Genomic DNA, 18,432 nt, shown 5'->3' with positions numbered 1-18,432 from the left:
CCGGCATGCCGCGCGCTGCCTCCGGCCGCGTCGCGGCTGCGCGAAGGGCTGGGCGGGCTGCGTTCGTCCGGGCGGCAGCGGATGGCGGAGAATGAAAGGCGATGTCGAAAGCGGAGTGGCTGGTTCGTCGTGACGGCACAGCCACCCCAACAAGGAATGAGCATGACCCAGACTGCCGAACCGGGCACCGTTCGCCTGCACCGCATCCTCGCCGCGCCGCCGGAGCGCGTGTATCGCGCCTTCGTCGATCCGGCCGCGCTGACGCGCTGGCTCCCGCCCTACGGCTTCACCGCCACCATGCACGCGTTCACGCCCGGCGTGGGCGGCGGCTACCGCATGTCCTTCACCAACTTCAGCACCGGTTCGAGCCACGCGTTCACGGTGAAGTTCGTCGAACTGGTCGAGAACGAGCGCATCCGCCACACCGATACCTTCGATGCGCCTGGCCTGCCCGGCGAGATGCAGGTGACCATCTCGCTGAAGAAGAGCATCGCCGGCACCGAACTGCAGATCGTGCAGGCGGGCATTCCCGCCGCGATTCCGGTCGACATGTGCCACCTCGGCTGGCGCGAGTCGCTGGAGATGCTGGCGAAACTGGTCGAACCCGAGATTCCGGACGGGGGCTGAGCGATGGACGCCGGAAGCCTGATGCTGATGGCGCGTCCGCCCGCGGACACGGCGGACCGCATGCATGCGGTCCTGCCGTCGCTCGGGCTGGAGACGGGCGGCGAACGCTGGCCTGCCGCCAACCTCCACCAGTCGCTCTCGACCGACTGCCCCGCCCGGCACGAGCCGGCGCTGCGGCGGACGCTGGGGCGGATACGTGCGCCTGCGTTCGACCTGGTCTTCAACCGCGTCAGTCTGGGCGACCGCTGGATACTGCGCGCCCGGGGCATCCCGGACGGATTCGCGCGGCTGCTCGCGGAGACGCGCGCGGCCCTGCAGGCCGAAGGCATCGCCTGCGACACCGGCCACACCCCGCACGTGACCCTGTGCTACGCCCCGCCGTTCGTCCAGGACGGCACGCGCGCGCTGGCCTCGCCGATCGCGTGGCGCGTCGATCCCGTCGAACTGGTCGCGGCCGCCGCCCATCCCTACCGGTACCGGACGCTGGCGCGACAGCCGCTGGCGCCGCCTCCCCAGAGCGAGCTGTTCGATGCAGCTTGCCCGCAACAGGCTTTCTGACAGGCAGCGATCGCAGGACATTCCATGGCATTGAAAAAGGGCATCAGGCAACTGGTCGACGAGGCCAGCGCACGCATCGAGACGATCCCGGTGGACGAGGCGCTGGCGCTGCTCGCCGATCCCGACGTGCAGTTCGTCGATATCCGCGACGTGCGCGAACTCGAGCGCGAGGGCATGGTGCCGGGCGCCTTCCACGCGCCGCGCGGAATGCTCGAGTTCTGGGCCGACCCCGACAGTCCCTACTTCAAGCCGGTTTTCGGCCAGGACCGCCGCTTCGTCCTGTACTGCCAGTCCGGCTGGCGTTCGGCGCTGGCCGCTGCGGCGCTGCAGGACATGGGCCTGCAGCGCGTGGCCCACATCGCCGGCGGCTTCAACGGCTGGAAGGCCGGCGGCGGCGAACTCGCGCGCAAGGCCGTGCGCGAGCCTGGATCCGCGCCGGAACTGCGCGGCGGCCAGGTCCGCATTCCCGCCACCTACATGCGCGGCGGCACGTCCAAGGGCGTGTTCTTCCGCCTGGCGGACCTCCCGGAGGCCGCGCGCGAACCTGGCCGCGCGCGCGACCGCCTGTTCCAGCGCGTGATCGGTTCGCCCGATCCCTACGGCAAGCAGACCGACGGCTTGGGCGGGGCGACCTCGAGCACCAGCAAGTGCGTGATCGTCTCGCCTTCGACGCGCGAAGGCCATGACGTGGACTATCTCTACGGGCAGGTGTCGATCGACAGCGACTTCGTCGACTGGTCGGGCAACTGCGGCAACCTGTCCTCGGCGGTGGGGCCGTTCGCCATCGCCCAGGGTATGCTCGACCCGTCGCGCGTGCCGGGCGAGGGGCGCTGCACCGTGCGCATCTGGCAGGCCAACATCGGCAAAACCATCCTCGCGCATGTGCCCATCGTCGATGGCCAGGTGCAGGAGACCGGCGACTTCGAACTCGATGGCGTGACCTTTCCCGCAGCCGAAGTGGTGCTGGAGTTCCTCGATCCCTCCGATGAGGGGGAGGACGGCGGCGCGATGTTCCCCACCGGCGGACTCGTGGGCATGCTCGAGGTGCCAGGCGTGGGCGCGCTGCAGGCGACGATGATTTCCGCTGGAATTCCCACCGTGTTCGTCAACGCGGTCGACATCGGCTTCGATGGCACCGAGCTGCAGCCTGCGATCAACGAGGACAGGGCCGCGCTGGCGAAGCTCGAGGCGATCCGGGTGGCCGGCGCGCTGCGCATGGGCCTGATCCGGTCGCCCGAAGAGGCGCTGACCCGCCAGCACACGCCCAAGGTGGCGTTCGTCGCGCCGCCGCAGGACTACGTGTCGTCCAGCGGCAAGGCGGTCGCGGCGGAGGCCATCGACCTCAACGTGCGCGCGCTGTCGATGGGCAAGCTGCACCACGCGATGATGGGCACGGCCTCGGTGGCGATTGCGACCGCCGCCGCGGTGCCGGGCACCCTGGTCAACCTCGCCGCCGGCGGCGGGCAGCGCGACGTGGTGCGCTTCGGCCACCCCTCCGGCACGCTGCAGGTGGGCGCCTCGGTGCAGCAGGTCGACGGCCAGTGGTGCGTGACCCGCGCGGTGATGAGCCGCAGCGCCCGCGTGCTCATGGAAGGCACGGTGCGGGTGCCGGTCGACACGCTCGCCTGAGCCGAGCGGCGGCGTGCCGCACGGCCGGCGCGTCGCTTACCCGAATTGGCAGCACGTCCACCCGCTGCCGTCGTTGACCCTCCCCGGACCCTGTGTGGGAATCGGGACTCGACGACGACAGGCCCGGGCCTCCGCGCAGCGGAGCCACCGCGGCCGGGGGGAGGACATCCGTGAGCGATCCACGTACCGCGCTCCAGCGCGGCCCGATGAGCCGGCTGCAGATCGCCGTGGTGGCGCTGTGCGTCGCCCTCAACGCCGTCGATGGCTTCGACGTGCTGGCGATCAGCTTCGCCGCCCCGGGCATCGCCGCGGAGTGGGGCATCGACCGCGCCATGCTGGGCGTGGTGCTGTCGATGGAACTGATCGGCATGGCGCTGGGCTCGGTGCTGATCGGCAACCTCGCCGACCGCATCGGCCGGCGCCCGGTGATCCTGGGCTGCCTGGTGGCGATGACGCTGGGCATGTTCGCCGCGGCCTGGGCGCAGAACGTGGCGATGCTGTCGGCCACGCGCCTGTTCACCGGCCTCGGCATCGGCGGCATGCTCTCCTCGACCAGTGCGATGGTGGCCGAATATTCCAGCGACCGTCGCCGCAGCCTCAACGTGGTGCTCAACATCGCCGGCTACTCCGCCGGTGCGGTGGTCGGCGGGATGATCGCCTCGCTGCTGCTGGCGCGCACCGGCGAGTGGCGTTCGGTGTTCCTGCTGGGCGGCGCGGCCACGCTGGCGCTGCTGCCACTGGTGTATGCGCTCATGCCCGAATCGATCGAATCGCAGATTGCGCGTCGCCCGCCGGGCGCGCTCGAGGGCGTGAACCGCACCCTGCGCCGGCTCGGCCTGGCGCCGGTGGCGGCACTGCCGCCGGCCGAGGCCGGCACGCTCAGGCCTTCGTTCTCCGCCCTGTTCTCGCCGGCCTACGCCTGGCCCACGGTGCTGCTGACCGTCGCCTACTTCGCCCAGATCATGGCCTTCTACTTCATCCAGAAGTGGACGCCCAAGATCCTGGTCGACATGGGCTTCGCCACGCCCGACGCCGCGCGCGTGCTGGTCTTCGTCAACCTCGGCTGCGTGGTTGGCGCGGTGGCCGTCGGGTTGGCCTCGCAGCGCCTGCGCCTGCAGCCGCTGGTGGTCGGTGCGATGGTGCTGTCGTTCGCGACGATCGCCTCCTACGGGTTGCTGCCGCGCGACCTGGCGTGGTTCTCGGCGGTGGCGGTGCTGGCCGGCTTTTTCACCAACGCCAGCGTGGTGGGGCTTTATCCGGTCCTGGTGCGCACCTTCCCGGCGCTGCTGCGCGCCAGCGGTACCGGCTTCGTGATCGGGGTGGGGCGCGGCGGCTCGGTGGTCGGGCCGATCGCCGCTGGCGGCCTGCTCGCGGGGGGCGGCGCCCTGCTGCTGGTGTCGACCGCGATGGGGGCCGGCGCGTTGGTCGCGGCGACCATGCTGGTGCTGGTCGGCCGGGTGCAGGCGCGGCGCCAGGGCACCGGCGAGGCGGCGGATCCGGCGTGAGCGCGAAGCGCACGGACCAATCGACCGGAGTTCTTGCAGCCCCGGTGCCCCGGCCTGGATCCTCGCGCACCGCGCGCTGGCGGAAGAAGGCTCTGTCCGGGCCGCCGCGCGCCGGTGCGGATCGCGCTGCCGCCGGCGCTCAGACCGCCACGTTGCGCCGACGCAGCACGACCAGCACAAGGCCGTAGATCGCCGCGGCGATGAGCGTGGCATCGAACACCGGCACCCCGGTGAGGGTGAGGCCGGCGCGGGAAGCGCCCAGCGCGATCGCCACCGACACCACCCAGGTGCCGACGGCGGCCCAGCGCACCTGCGGCATGTCGCGCAGGGTGGTGGCGGCATCGGCGTGGCGGAAGCGGGTCAGGCCGTCGATCACGTAGATCGCCGCGATCGGCGGAATGATCAGGCCCAGGAACAGCAGGAAGGGAATGAAGGCATCGATGATGCCCGCCAGCGCGAAGCCCGCGCCGATGGCGCCGCCCAGCAGGGTGAAGGCCCAGGTCGGCACGCGCGGCACGGTGGCGGTGAGCGAGAGGCTGGCCGAATACAGGTTCGCCGCGTTGATCGTCCAGCACGACAGCACCAGCATCGCCAGCGCCGGCACGCCGAAACCGAAGCCGACGATCAGGGCCATGATGTCGGTCTGCCCGGTAGCCAGCGCCGGCAGCGCGGCCAGCACCATCAGCACCGGCGCGGCGATCGGGAACGAGAGCGCCATCGCCGAGACCGCGCCGCGCGCGCTGCGGATGTAGCGCGCCAGGTCCGGCATCGCCGCCACGGTCAGCATGTTGCCGCCGATCAGGGCCGACAGCGCGATGCCGAAGTCCATCGGCACCGGCGGCATCGCGGCCGGGGCGATGGTGACGCCGTGCGCACGCACCGCCGCCACGCAGACTGCGAGCAAGATCGCGCCCAGCAGCGGTACGGCCACCAGGGCCAGGCGCTCGAGGGTGCGGAAGCCGTAGATGGTGGAGACGGTCATCAGCAGGCTGCCGATCGCCACGCAGGCGCCGAACGGCACCTCGACGCCGTACAGCTGGCGGATCGCGGACACCATGGCGCTGCCGAAGAAGGAGACGTTCACCCCGAACCAGCCGTAGTGCACCAGCGCCACCACGATGTTCACCGCGGCCGCGCCGTGGCGTCCGAACGAGCGCTGGATCAGCAGGTAGGTCGTCAGTCGCGTGCGCACGCTGATCAGCGCGGTCAGGCAGGCGCCCAGGCACAGCACCACGCCGGCCAGCAGCGCGGCCAGCACCGCATCGCCAAAGCCCAGCGCCAGGCCGGTCTGCGCGCCGTTGAGGAAGGCCGGCAGCGAGATCGAGAAGCTCGCGATGATCAGGGCCACGCGCCAGCCGGAGGACAACGCGTGCGCCGGCAGCGGGCGGTCGGCGTACTGCTCGGTGCGGGCGGTCTCCTTCAAGCGGTGGTCCAGTGGTTGAGCGATTCGATCGGGCGGTAGGCTTCGCCGAGCCGGAACGCGTCGGGCCCGACGACGGACAGGGCCTGCGCCTCGCGCAGCATCGCCGGCGCGGCGGCGCCGACCACCTTCACCCGCTGCCCGTAGCGCAGGCGCTCGGTGGTGATGCTTTCGGCGGTCTCGCGGTCCATGACCGTGATCAGGTCCGGCACCATCGCCACCACGACGCCGTCGCGGCGCGCCACCAGGTTCTCGTTCTGGAACTCGAGTTCCATGGTTCCGGTGCCGGCGAAGCCTTCCAGCCGCACCCGGCCCAGCGAGAAGCCGCCGCGCGTCTCGCGTTCGACATCGACGATCTTGCCGTCGAACAGCTCGCCCGCGTGCGGGTACAACCCCGAGCCGCGCAGCGCGGCGTACAGCGCTTCGAACGGATCCTCGCCGCGCGCGCGCGCCAGGCGCACCGCGGCACCGACCGCGATCGCCGCCGAGACGCTGCCGCCGATGGCGTGGGCTTTGGCGGCGCGGCCGGACAGCGGGTACTCGGCCATGTGCGCGATCCCGCCCATCGCCACCGATACTGCGCGTGCGATGCGCTCGTGGGCCAGGTTGTCGCCGTCCTCGATGGTGACCACCGCGCCGCCCGCGTCGGTCATCACCGCCGGGCAGGCGGGCAAGCCGCGGATATTGAAGATCGCCATCTGCGATTCGGGAAAGGCGCGGCCCATGCCGTCGGCATCGACCACCGGCAGGCCCAGGCGCGCGGCCGCGGCCAGCGGGGACAGGCCATTGCCGCCACCGATCTCGATCGGCAGCACCGCATCGACCTTGCGCCCGAGCAGGGCCTCCATGCGGCGCAGGCCGGCGACGGTCTCGTGGCCACCGGGCAGCTTCTCCACCGATACCGTGGGCGCGCCGATCCAGCCCAGCGGCACCACCAGCGCATCGTCGTCCAGCGACTGCAGCGGCAGCAGGTCGACGCCGCCGTCGCGCTGCAGGCCGGCCTGCGCGATCAGCAGGCCGTAGTAGGGATCGCCGCCGCCGCCGGAGCCGAGGAAGGCGGCGCCCGCGGCGAGGTCGGCCAGGGCGTCGTACTCAATGCGCATGGCGCGTCCCCGCCAGCGGCGCATGGCGCGCCGCCGTCGCCGCGACCGGCAGCTCGGCCACGGTCTTGACCCGCACCTGCGCGGAGCGGCCCGGGAGATAGCTCAGGAACACCTCTTCCATTTCCACCACCTGTACCGTGTCCGCGTCGCCGCCGGCAGCGGCGGCGCGCATCCGCGCTTCGGACCGCAGCTGCTCCAGCGCCAGCGCGCGCGGCGTTGCATCGTAGTCGACGATCCGCTCGACCTGGGCGCCGACACGCGCGATCGCCGCACCGACCGCATTGGCCACCGCCGCGTGCCCGGGCCTGACCACGCGGGCCGCACCCTTGAGCGCATCCGGGATCAGGAAGGCGCCGCCGCCGACCGCCAGCACCGTCGCGTCGCCACGCGCGGTCTTCATCCGGTCCACGCCCTCCTCGAGCAGGCGCGAGAAGCGCGCGACGATGGCCGCAACCACCTGCGCCGACAGCGCCGGCAGCCGCTGCGCATCGCCGAGCTGCACCAGGCCCGCGGCCACGGCCACGTCGCTGGCGGTCAGCACCTCGCCGCCGAACACGAAGGCGTCGCAGGTGACGCGGTACCCCACCGAGTCCGGGCCCACGCGCAGCGCCTGCGGGTCCACCGTCTCTGCCTGCCAGGCCGCAGGGTCGAGCCGCACGCGGGTACCGCCGCCCAGCCCGATCGAGAGGATGTCGGGCATGCGCGCGTTGGTGCGCACGCCGCCGATGTCGACCGCGATCGAGGACTCGCGCGGAAACCCGTGCGCCAGTACGCCGATATCGGTGGTGGTGCCGCCCACGTCCATCACGATGGCGTCCTCGATGCCGGTCAGGAAGGCGGCGCCGCGCATGCTGTTGGTCGGCCCGGAGCCGATGCCCATCACCGGATGCGCCGCGGCCTGGCCGCTGGAGATCAGGGTGCCGTCGTTCTGGCTCAGGTACAGCGGCGCCTGCAGGCCGATCGCGCCGAGCGCCCGGCCGAAGGCGTCCACCACGCGACGCGCGAGGCTGGACAGGGCCGCATTGAGGATCGCCGCGTTCTCGCGCTCGACCAGGCCGAGCCGACCGATCTCATGCGACAGGGTGATGCGGGCGGCCGGATGCTCCTCGCGCAGCAGCACGGCCGCGCGTTCCTCCATCGCCGCGTTCATCGGCGCGAAGGCGCTGGTGATGGCGATGGCCTCCACGCCGGCGCGTCGCAGCTCGCGCGCGGCCTCGCGCACGCGCGTTTCGTCGAGTGGGGCGATCTCGCGACCATCCACTTCGTAGCCGCCGCGCAACAGGTAGACCCGCTCGCCGAGGCAGGCGACGAGTTCGTCCGGCCAGCCCGTCATGGGCGGGAGGGCATTGCCCGACGGGCTGGCCAGGCGGAGGACGCCGACCGGCTCGAGTGCCTTGCGCTCGACCAGGGCATTGGCGAAGTGGGTGGTGCCGATGGTGATGCGCGCGATCGCATCCTGGCGCACGCCGGCCTGCGCGAGCACGGTCTCGACCGCCGCGGCGACACCCGAGGCGACATCGCCGGTGGTGGCCTGCTTGGTCCACGCCGCCACCGTATCGCCGTCCATCAGCACCGCGTCGGTGTTGGTGCCCCCTACGTCCACTCCAAGCCGCACCGAATGCTCCACGTTCTTCAAGGCCGGACCACGGTAGGTGCGCCCGCCGCGGGTGCGCAACGCGAAAAACGGGTGGCCGCCGCACGGGGGTGGGTAAGCAGGCCCGGCATGCGGGTAGCGGGCCCCGCGACTGGCTATGATCGGCTGCCGGCCAGGTCGAGGGGAGCAGGGTGGACGCGAGCGCCCACGCCGATGTACATGCAGCGCTGGATGGACTGATCCATACCCGGGTCGCGCCGCCGGTGTGGCTGGGCGAGCAGATCCGCAGAGACGCGCTGCTGTCGCGCCTGGACGGTGCGCTGCAGCGGCGCCTGACCCTGATCCACGCGCCGGCCGGCTACGGCAAGACCAGCCTGCTGGCGCAGTGGCGCCAGCGCCAGGCCGCAGCGGCTGTACGGATCGCCTGGCTGACCCTGGAGAGCGACGACACCGACCTCAAGCGCCTGGCCGGCTATCTGTCGCTCGCGCTGGCGGACGGGGATGCGCCGGCGATGCCGGCCGACCTGCCGCCGCGTGCGGCGCTGTCGGCGATCATCAAGCGCCTGGCCTCGCAACCACAGCCGGTGGCGATCGTCTTCGACGACTTCCATCGCGGCGACAGCCCGGCGCTGTCGGAGTTCATCGCCAGCCTGGTGCGGCTGGCCCCGGGCAACTGCCATTTCATCGTGGCCTCGCGCGACCATCCTTCGCTGGGCCAGTCGGTGCTCGCAGCCGAAGACCAGTTGCTCGAGTTCGGTGCCAGCGACCTGCGCTTCTCGGCCGCCGAGACCGAGGCCCTGCTGGAGCGGAACCGGCCCGGACCACTGGGCCGCGACGACCTGCGCCGCATCTTCGAGCGCACCGAGGGCTGGCCGATCGCGCTGCAGCTGGTGGCGCTGTCGCTGCGCCGCGGCGCCGACCCCGGTGCCCTGGTCTCGCGCTTCAGCGGCTCCGGATCGGAGCTGGCGCGCTACCTGTCCGAGCAGGTGCTGGTGGCCCTGCCGGACGATATGCAGGAGGTCGTGATGCGCACCGCGCTGGCCGACCGCCTCACCGGCGAGGTGGTCAACCTGCTATGCGACCGCGACGACGGCTGGCTGCTGCTGGAGCGGCTGGAGCAGCAGGGCATGTTCCTTGCGTCGTTGCCTGGCGGACCGGCCTGGCGCTACCACCAGCTGTTCGCCGAATACATGCGCGAGCGCCTGCAGCGGCGCGATGCCGCGCAGTACCGCGCGCTGCAGCGCCGGCTGGCCGAATGGTTCGGCGCGTCCGGCCAGCTCGCCGATGCGGTGCATCACGCCATCCGCGCCGACGCGCCCGAACTGCTGGCCGGGATCGTCGAGGCGGCCGGCGCCTGGCGACTGATTCCGAAGGGACTGCAGGTCCTGGCAGAGCGCGCCATCGAGGCCCTGCCGCAGGCCCTGGTGGGTGCGCGTCCGCGGCTGGCGCTGATGCGCATCTACCTGGCCATCAAGCGCGGCGAACTGGCCGCGGCGCGACTCGACTACGACCGGCTCTGCGCAGAGGAGCGGCAGCACTCCGACGCCGACCTGCGCACCGAGATCCTGATCGTGGGCGATGTGCTGATCGACTACGAGAACGCGCCGGTCTCGCTGGACGACCTGCTCGAGCGCGAGGCCCTGCTGCGCAGCCTGCCCGGCAACGACCATCTGATGCTGGCCAACATCTGCGAGCTGCTGGGCGCCAAGTACTACGAGGGCGGCTGGCTGGAGCGTGCGATGGAGCCGACCCTGGCCGCGCGCGAGCATTACCAGGCCCTGGGTTCGCTCTACAGCGACCTGTTCACCCGATTCCTCGAAGCGCGCATCCGCCGCGCCCAGGGCCGCGCGCACGATGCGGCCAATATCCTCGCCGTGGCCAAGGGGCAGATCGTCGACAACTTCGGCGCGCATTCGGACCTGGCGGCCAACTGCGACGCATTCGAGGCCGAGCTGCTGTACGAACAGGACCGCCTGGACGAGGCCGCCGAGCGCCTGGCCTGGTCGCTTCCGCACATGGAGCAGTCCGACGGCTGGGTCGACGTGTACGCCGCGGCCTACTTCACCGCGGCGCGGATCGAGGCGGCGCGCGGGGCGATGGAGGACGCGCTGGCGATGCTCTCGCGCGCCCGCCGCCTGGCCGCGCGCCGGCGCCTGCGCCAGCTCGAACTGCTGGCGCAGCTGCACGAGTTGCAGCTGCTGCTGCATGCCGGTTGCGACGATGCGGCCGCGCGCGCGCTGGCCGACGGCATCGGACTGGACGCGCTGGCCTCGGAAATGGACCACGACCGCGGCGGCTACCGCCAGGTGGCGGCGATGGCGGCGATGTGCCGCGCGCGCCTGCTGCTGGTGGAAGGGGAGGCGGCGCGCGCGCTGTCCGAACTCGAACGCCTGCGCCAGTGGGCGACCCGCCATGGAGCGGGCAGGTTGCTGCTCGATACCACGCTGCTGCTCGCCCAGGCGCAGGCGTCGTCCGGGGATGCGATGGCCGCGCGCGCAAGCTTCGATGCCGCGGTGGGGATGGCCATGTTCCAGGGCATTGTGCGGCCTTTCATCGATGCCCAGCGCTTCGTCGAACCGCTGCTGGGTGCTGTCCAGCCGGACGCGGCGCAGGGCGACCGCTTCCGCGGGCAGTTCCTCAGGACGCTGACCAGGGCCTACGCCGCGCGCCCGATGGACAACGGCAGCCAGGGCCTGCTGACCGACGCCGAGGTCGAGGTCATCGAGCCCCTGTGCCGCGGCCTGTCCAACAAGGAGATCGCGCGGGCGATCGGCATGTCGCCGGATACGGTCAAGTACCGGCTCAAGTCGCTGTTCCGCAAGATCGACGTGCACCGGCGCAAGGACGCGGTGCGCGTGCTGCGCGAACGCGGCCTTGCCGGTGGCGCCGGGCAGGGTGTGGACTGACGCGCGCGGGTGCGGCGGCGGCCGCCATCGCGCGGGTCGCCGCGACTTACCCGAATTACCCTTTCACTTACCCCGATTGGCGCGCGGACCGGCTGCGGGCCTGTAGTACTAATCGTTTCCGAGGGAGGCCGGTCTTCGGCCAAGGCGCGCCGGACGCGCACAACATCCAGATCTCGGGGGCGCAAGATGATGATGGTTGGACGCGAAGGGGATGGCACGGGCGGTCGGACGACGGGCAGCAGGGCCGCACTGCGGCTGGCGCTGCTGTCGGCCGCGTGCGCGGTGGGGCTGGCGCAGATCGCGCAGGCGCAGGATGCCGCCGCCGGCGGCCAGGAGGCGGCGGACCTGGACGCCATCGTGGTGATCGGCGACCGCGCCGAGACCGCCACCAAGACCGATACCAAGCTGACCGAGATTCCGCAGTCGATCAGCGTGGTCACCGCGGACCAGTTCAACGACCGCACGGCGACCAACTTCCAGGAAATCTTCCGCTACAGCGCAGGCGTGGCCACCGAGCTCGAGGGCGTGGACACGCGCGTGGATCGCATCTCGGCGCGCGGCTTCGCGGCAGCGCAGTACCTGGACGGCATCAACCGCATGCCGACCTCGACCATCTACGGCGCGCGCATGGAGGTGTTCACCCTCGAGCGCGCGGAAGTGCTGCGCGGACCCTCGTCAGTGCTGTACGGTGCAGGCGGCGTCGGCGGACTGATGAATGCGGTCAGCAAGACCGCCACCCACCAAGGATTCGGTGGGGAGGTCGGGCTCGTGTTCGGCAGCCCCACGCGCAAGGAGCTGCAGGTCGACGTCAACGGCGGCCTGACCGACACCCTGGCCGGGCGCATCGTGGCGATGCGCCGCGACGGCGAGATGCAGTGGGACGACCAGGCCGACGACAGGCTCACGCTGATGCCATCGCTGAAGTGGAGCCCGGGCGAGCGCACCGACATCACCCTGCTTGCCCTGTACCAGAAGGACGACCTGGGAACGCAGAGCTTCCTGCCGATGCAGCGCACGCTCAATGCCGCCGACGGCGAGCGGCTGCCGATGGACTTCTTCACCGGCGACAAGGACTTCAACCGGATGAAGACCGAGCACCGCTCGCTGACGCTGCTGCTGGACCACGCCTTCAGCGACGCCATCTCCTTCAGCAGCCGCACGCGCCGCTACGACCAGGACGTGGACTACGCCGAACTGTGGGGCAACGTGGGCGTGCCCTGGACAGGCGACCTGCTGCCGCGCGAGTTCTACATCCTCGACGACGCCTACGATGGCTACGGTTCCGACAATACCTTCAGCTTCAAGTTCGCGACCGGGCCGTTCCAGCACCAGGTGCTGGCGGGCCTGGACTACATGCGCTTCGAGCAGGAGCGCCGGGAAGGCTTCTCGTGCGCGGGCCTGGCCGACCCGGTGTCGGAAGAACTGTTCGGCTGTTTCGCCGGCGGCAGCCCGCCGCCGCTGGACATCGCCAACCCCAACTACCACGAGAGCTTCGCCTACGGCTACACCAATGCATTCACCTCGCGCAGCACCCAGCTGGGCGTGTACGTCCAGGACCAGATCAAGTACGGGGACCGCCTGTCGATGGTCCTCGGCGCCCGTCGCGACAAGGCTACCAGCGAGGCCAATGGAACGAAGGAAGCCGACAAGCACGCCACCACCTATCGCGTCGGCCTGATCGGCGAACTCGGCCACGGCGTGTCGCCCTACATCGGCTACTCCGAATCGTTCCAGCCGGTGGCGGGCGTCAACTACTTCGGCGAACCCTTCAAGCCGCAGGAGGGCCGCCAGTACGAGGTGGGCGTGAAGTGGCAGGTCAATCCATCGGCGCTGCTGACCCTCTCCGCGTTCGACATCGTCGAGTCGAACTACCTGGTGCAGGATCCGGATTTCCTGCAGAACTTCATCCAGGTGGGTGAGGTCGGCTCCAAGGGCCTGGAGCTGGAAGCCAGCGTCCGCTACAGCGACTTCGAGTTCAGCGGCGCCTACAGCTACGTGCAGGCGGAGGACGTGGTCGGCAACCGCATCGCCGCGCTGCCCGAGACCAGTGCTTCGCTGTGGGCGACGCGCTCGGTCTGGATCGGCGAGGGCACCAGGCTGCGCTTCGGCGGCGGCCTGCGCTACACCGGCGACAAGATCGATTCCACGCTGAGTCACACGACCAAGGCGGTCACCGTCACCGACGCGATGATCGACCTGGAGCGCGGCGATTGGACCTTCGGGCTCAATGTGTCGAACCTGTTCGACCGCGAGTTCTTCGTCTACTGCCTGGCGACCAACCCGGGCGACGGCGCCTGCTATCCGGGTACGCCCAGGACGGTGCTGGCGAGCGTGCGCTACCGTTTCTGACCCCGGCATCGCGAAAGACATACGGCGCTCTCCCCGGGGAGCGCCGCAGCACCAAGGAGCAAGACGTGTCCCATCCCTTCCCCCGCCAGGCGCCCAGGCGCCGGTCGCTTGCGCGCGCGCTGCTGTCGCTGGCGGCGCTGCTGTCAGCGGCGGCGTGCAGTACCCAGCCGGCCGCCGAGCCCGCCCCGGATCGCGCGGACCTGCTGCTGACCAATGCGCGCGTCTACACGGTCGAGACCGGGCAACCCTGGGCGCAGGCGGTGGCGATCCGCGACGGCCACATCCTGGCGGTTGGCGACGATGCGCAGCTGGCCTCGCTGCGCGACGAGGATACGCGGGTGGTGGACCTGGGCGGGCGCCTGCTGCTGCCGGCATTCGGCGATGCGCACGCGCACCCGCAGTTCGGCGGCATCAGTCATTCGCGCTGTCCGCTGCACGACGGGCGCACGTTGCAGGACTACCAGCGGATCATCGCCGCCTGCGTCGCGGCCAGCCCCGGCGATGGCGTGGTCTATGGCGTGGGCTGGGAAGACGCGCTGTTCCCGCCCAACGGGGTACCGCGCAAGGAAGTGCTCGATGCGGTCAGCGCCGAGCGTCCGCTGATCTTCGAATCGGTGGGCGGCCACAGCCTTTGGCTCAACTCCAGGGCCCTGGAGGCGGCCGGCATCACCCGGGACACGCCCGATCCGCCCAATGGCCACATCGATCGCGACCCCGCCACCGGCGAACCGGTCGGCGGCCTGCAGGAAACGGCGATGGCCCTGGCCGAGCGGCTGGTGCCCCCGCCCACCGCGGCCGAGCGCGAGGCCGCCATCGTCCATACCGCCAAGCATTTCAACAGCCTCGGCATCACCAGCTGGCACGATGCCGGCATTCCCTTCGATGCCGGCGGCGCCAGCGAGACGCTCGACGCCTATGCCGCGGTGCGCGGCGACGGCCGCCTGAGCGCCCATGTCGCGGTGGCCATGACCTGGAAGAACGACCACGGGCTGGAGCAGCTGCCCGACCTGGTGCGCGCTTCCGAGCGCGCCGAGGCGATGGGCCTGGTGGCGCGGTCGGTCAAGTTCTACGTCGACGGCGTGATCCCGCAGCAGACCGCCTACATGCTGGAACCCTACGCGCATGCCGGCGACGCCCGCGGCAAGCCGCATATCGATGCCGGTGCGCTGCAAGAGGCGGTGCAGCGCCTGGATGCCGAGGGCTTCCAGGTGCATGCGCATGCGATCGGCGATGGCGGCGTGCGCCAGGCGCTGGATGCCATCGCGGCGGCACGCGCGGCCAACGGCGCGCGCGGTGGCCGGCACATGGTCTCGCATCTCAACGTGGTCGATCCGGCCGACCAGCCGCGCTTCGGTCAACTGGGCGTGGCCGCGCAGTTCCAGCCGCTGTGGGCCAGCCACTATCCCTATATGGACCTGACCCGGCAGGCGATCGGGCCGCTGCGCTCGCAGTCGCTGTATCCGGCCGGTTCCATCCTCAAGGCCGGCGGACGCCTCGCCTACGGCGCCGACTGGCCAGTGGCCTCGGCCAATCCGCTGGAGGGCCTGCAGGTGGCGGTGACCCGCACCAACGCCGAGGATCCCGCGTCGGGCCCGCTGCTGGCCGGCGAGGCCGTGACTCTGGAGCAGGCGCTGCGCGCCTATACGATCGACGTGGCCTGGGTGAACCGCATGGACGACCGTCTGGGCTCGATCGCGCCCGGCAAGCTGGCCGATCTCGTTGTCCTGGACCGCAACATCTTCGAGATCCCGGCACACGAGATCGGCAAGACCCGCGTGCTGCTGACCCTGTTCGAGGGGCGCCCCGTCTTCGGCGATCTGGGCCTGTCGTCGCCCTGACCGTCGCACTCTGTTGAGGGCCCATCAGCAGCCGCAGCGTCCCGCGCACCGGCGATGGGAGATCGCGTCGGGCAGTCCGTAGGCATCGCCGCCCTGGACTCGCGGGACCGTGGGAGCGCGCTTGCGCGCGAAGCGCTTCGCGACCGAGGTCGCTCCACGGAAGTCTGCAGCGGTCCTGCCCACGCACCGGGCGACCAGACAGGACAGCAGTGGGAGGGCGCTCGCGCGCCAGGGCGTTCGCGACCAAGGTCGCTCCCACAGGAATTCGCAACGGTCCTGCCCACACGCGTCGGACGACCGGAGGGGTTGGCCGTGGACAGACGGGACAGCGGTGGGAGCGCGCTCGCGCGCGAAGCTCTTCGCGACCAAGGTCGCTCCCACGGACGCTCCGGAGGGGTGGCGCGGCGAGGGTCTCAAAGGATGGGGGCGGACGAGCCGCCTCAGCGGCAGGTGTAGCCCCCGTCCACCGGCAGCGCCACGCCGGTGACATAACTCGACTCGTCCGAGGCCAGCCACAGCGCCGCATCGGCCATCTCCTGCGCCTGGCCGAAGCGGCCCATCGGAATCGCGGCCAGCAGCTTCTTCTCGTTGGCGGCCATTTCCTCCGGGTCGCCGCTGCGGCCGATGAAGCCCTTCTTCATCGGCGTCTCGCTCAGCCCCGGGCAGATCACGTTGACGCGGATGCCGTCGGGGGCGAAGCGCTGCGCCAGCGACTTGGCCAGGCCGACCACGGCGAACTTCGCCGCCGAATAGATCGGACTCATCATCGATCCGACCAGACCCGACACCGACGAGGTGAACATCAGCGAGCCGCCGCCGCGCCGTCGCATATAGGGCGCGGCCTCGCCCGCGGCGAGCACGGCCGAGGTCACGTTGAGGTTCATCGACAGCTCGTACTGGGCCAGGTCCATGTTCTCGACCGACGCCGGGCCCGGAATGCCGGCATGCGCCCACAGCACGTCGATGCCGCCGAACGCGTCCGCCGCGCGATGGATGCTGGCGCGCGCGTCCTCGGCTTTCGACAGGTCGGCCTGGACGGTGGCGATGTCGGCGCCGTGCGTGTCGCGCGCCTCCTGCGCCAGCCGGGCCAGCGCATCGGCATCGATGTCGATCGCGGCCACGCGTGCGCCCTCGCGCACGAAGGTCAGGACCGCGGCGCGGCCCATGCCCGAGGCGGCGGCGGTGATCACGGCGAGTTTGCCTTGCAGGCGCATGGAGGTCTCCGGTTCTGGGGGGACGCGCTCGCGTCCGGTGATGGCGGTTTTCGCTGCCGCTGCGCGCAGGCGATGCCTGCTTGCAGGCCTGCGGCGCCGCGACGTGGCGATGCGGTACTACTGCGCGAATGGATCGGCGAAGCGCCCGGTGGTGCTGACCACCGTGGTGCGCGTCTCGAGGTAGGGATCCAGGCCCTCCAGCCCGTTCTCGCGACCCCAGCCGCTCTGCTTGATGCCGCCATAGGGCGTGGACCAGCGCAGGAAGCGATAGGTGTTGACCCAGACGATGCCGGCCTGGATGCGCGCGGACACGCGATGGGCGCGGCTGCTGTCGCGCGTCCACAGGCCGGCGGCCAGGCCGTACTCGCTGTCGTTGGCCATGGCGACGGCCTCGTCCTCGCCATCGAAGGGGATCAGCGACGCGACCGGGCCGAAGATCTCCTCGCGCGCGATCCGCATCGTGTTGTCGACATTGGCGAACACGGTCGGCGCGACGAAGTAGCCCGCGGCCAGCGCCTCGTCGTCCAGGCGCACGCCGCCGGCCACCAGTTCGGCGCCCTCGTCGCGGCCGATGCCGATGTAGGACAGCGTCTTGTGCAGCTGCGCCTCGTGCGCCTGCGGGCCCATGTGCACGTCCGGATCCAGCGGCAGGCCCACACGCACGCGACCGGCGCGGCGCGCGAACTCGTCCACCACCTGCTGGTACACCGCCCGTTCGACCAGCACCCGCGAGCCCAGCGCGCAGCTCTGCCCGCACAGCGCGAATGCCGAGCCGGTGGCGGCATTGAGCGCCTGCTCCAGGTCGGCGTCGGCGAAGATGATGTGCGGCGCCTTGCCGCCCAGCTCGAAGCCGAAGCGCTTGAGCGAATCGGCGCCGTTGCGCAGGATCGCCTTGGCGGTGGCGCCCTCGCCGGTGAAGCTGATCTTGTCCACGCCCGGATGCGCGACCAGGGCCGCGCCGACCTCCGGCCCGCCCGGCACCACGTTGACCACGCCCGGCGGGAAGCCGGCGGCCTCGATCAGCTTGGCCAGCTCCAGCGTGGTGACCGGCGTCTGCTCGGCAGGCTTGAGTACGACGGTGCAGCCTGCCGCCAGCGCCGGCGCCAGCTTCCACACCGCCGACATGAGCGGCACGTTCCACGGCGTGATGGCACCGACCACGCCCACCGGCAGGCGGGTGGTGAAGGCGTGCACGCTGTCGTCGAAGGGGATCGTGCGTCCGCCGAGGGTCTCGGCCAGGGCGGCGTAGTACTCGAACCAGCGCGGATGCGCGCCGGTATCCATGCGGGTCTCGCGCAGGGCGCGACCGTTGTCGCGCGTCTCCAGCGGCGCCAGCTGCGGCGCATGCTGGCGGTACAGCCCGGCCAGCCGGTGCAGCAGGGCCGCGCGTTCGTGCCCTGCCATGCGACCCCAGGGTCCGGCGAGGGCGTCGCGGGCGGCGGCGACGGCGTGGTCGATGTCGCCGGGACCGCCGAAGGCCACGGCGGCCCAGGGGCGTCCGGTGCTGGGATCGAGGCTCTCGACCATCGCGCCGTCGCGCGGCGGCACCCAGGCGCCGCCGATGTAGAGATGTTCGTAACGCTGCAGGCTGCTGCTTTCGGGCATGGCAATATTCCAAATGGTGAATTTAAAATACATGTATGTGACTATTGGTCAAGCAATCGTGGCCTGCAGCGGCATCGGCGGCGC

General features: G+C 71.1%; 12 protein-coding genes and 1 pseudogene. 8 read left to right on the top strand and 5 right to left on the bottom strand.

All coding sequences use genetic code 11. From position 1 onward, the window contains the following. The first annotated feature begins 162 nt into the window (after nt 1-162). From ACQYVW_RS08470 to ACQYVW_RS08450, 5 genes and pseudogenes are all read left to right on the top strand, one after another. Entirely contained in the window at nt 163-627 is a 465-nt protein-coding gene (locus ACQYVW_RS08470; RefSeq protein WP_434946680.1) for an SRPBCC family protein, read from the top strand. A 3-nt stretch (nt 628-630) separates the two neighbouring features. Further along, nucleotides 631-1,185 carry a 2'-5' RNA ligase family protein gene (locus ACQYVW_RS08465; RefSeq protein ID WP_434946679.1) on the top strand — a complete coding sequence of 185 codons (555 nt, stop codon included), beginning with the start codon at nt 631-633 and terminating at the stop codon, nt 1,183-1,185. A 24-nt stretch (nt 1,186-1,209) separates the two neighbouring features. Next, nucleotides 1,210-1,560, top strand: a pseudogene (locus tag ACQYVW_RS08460) (rhodanese-like domain-containing protein); the annotation flags it as partial. Between the two features lie 66 nt (nt 1,561-1,626). Further along, nucleotides 1,627-2,814 (top strand): 2-methylaconitate cis-trans isomerase PrpF, encoded by a 1,188-nt coding sequence (gene prpF, locus ACQYVW_RS08455; protein WP_434946871.1) that lies wholly within the window; start codon nt 1,627-1,629, stop codon nt 2,812-2,814. Nucleotides 2,815-2,984: 170 nt separating this feature from the next. Then, a complete protein-coding gene (locus ACQYVW_RS08450) occupies nt 2,985-4,319 on the top strand; it encodes an MFS transporter (RefSeq protein ID WP_434946678.1) in 1,335 nt (444 codons plus the stop codon). Between the two features lie 139 nt (nt 4,320-4,458). Here ACQYVW_RS08450 and ACQYVW_RS08445 read toward each other — a convergent pair whose 3' ends face one another. From ACQYVW_RS08445 to ACQYVW_RS08435, 3 genes are read right to left on the bottom strand one after another with little or no spacing between them, the layout of a single operon-like run. Then, nucleotides 4,459-5,742 carry a purine-cytosine permease family protein gene (locus ACQYVW_RS08445; RefSeq protein WP_434946677.1) on the bottom strand — a complete coding sequence of 428 codons (1,284 nt, stop codon included), beginning with the start codon at nt 5,740-5,742 and terminating at the stop codon, nt 4,459-4,461. Further along, nucleotides 5,739-6,842: an S-methyl thiohydantoin desulfurase family protein gene (locus tag ACQYVW_RS08440; RefSeq protein WP_434946676.1), complete on the bottom strand. Its 1,104-nt coding sequence runs from the start codon at nt 6,840-6,842 to the stop codon at nt 5,739-5,741. Before ACQYVW_RS08440 ends, ACQYVW_RS08445 begins: the two co-directional genes overlap by 4 nt. Continuing rightward, nucleotides 6,832-8,517 carry a hydantoinase/oxoprolinase N-terminal domain-containing protein gene (locus ACQYVW_RS08435; protein WP_434946675.1) on the bottom strand — a complete coding sequence of 562 codons (1,686 nt, stop codon included), beginning with the start codon at nt 8,515-8,517 and terminating at the stop codon, nt 6,832-6,834. Before ACQYVW_RS08435 ends, ACQYVW_RS08440 begins: the two co-directional genes overlap by 11 nt. A gap of 110 nt (nt 8,518-8,627) precedes the next feature. Between ACQYVW_RS08435 and ACQYVW_RS08430 the strand changes: the two genes are divergently transcribed. From ACQYVW_RS08430 to ACQYVW_RS08420, 3 genes are all read left to right on the top strand, one after another. Next, nucleotides 8,628-11,342, top strand: coding sequence for a helix-turn-helix transcriptional regulator (locus tag ACQYVW_RS08430; protein WP_434946674.1), 2,715 nt, complete (start codon nt 8,628-8,630; stop codon nt 11,340-11,342). A 192-nt stretch (nt 11,343-11,534) separates the two neighbouring features. Further along, a complete protein-coding gene (locus ACQYVW_RS08425; RefSeq protein ID WP_434946673.1) occupies nt 11,535-13,691 on the top strand; it encodes a TonB-dependent siderophore receptor in 2,157 nt (718 codons plus the stop codon). Nucleotides 13,692-13,756: 65 nt separating this feature from the next. Further along, on the top strand, nt 13,757-15,529 hold the full coding sequence (locus tag ACQYVW_RS08420) for an amidohydrolase (protein ID WP_434946672.1): 1,773 nt from the start codon (nt 13,757-13,759) through the stop codon (nt 15,527-15,529). Nucleotides 15,530-15,969: 440 nt separating this feature from the next. On the opposite strand, the gene ACQYVW_RS08415 is transcribed toward ACQYVW_RS08420, so the two are convergent. Both ACQYVW_RS08415 and ACQYVW_RS08410 read right to left on the bottom strand, forming a co-directional pair. After that, entirely contained in the window at nt 15,970-16,743 is a 774-nt protein-coding gene (locus ACQYVW_RS08415; protein ID WP_434946671.1) for an SDR family NAD(P)-dependent oxidoreductase, read from the bottom strand. Nucleotides 16,744-16,860: 117 nt separating this feature from the next. Further along, the gene (locus tag ACQYVW_RS08410; RefSeq protein ID WP_434946670.1) at nt 16,861-18,348 is read right to left on the bottom strand and encodes an aldehyde dehydrogenase; all 1,488 of its coding nucleotides are present in this window, start codon (nt 18,346-18,348) and stop codon (nt 16,861-16,863) included. Between the last annotated feature and the right edge of the window lie 84 nt (nt 18,349-18,432).

Origin of the sequence: Luteimonas campi (genome assembly GCF_051162505.1) — a bacterium.
In the GTDB taxonomy this organism is placed as follows: Bacteria; Pseudomonadota; Gammaproteobacteria; order Xanthomonadales; family Xanthomonadaceae; genus Luteimonas.
Note: the sequence above shows the minus strand (reverse complement) of the source record. Positions and strands in the feature narration are given on the sequence as shown.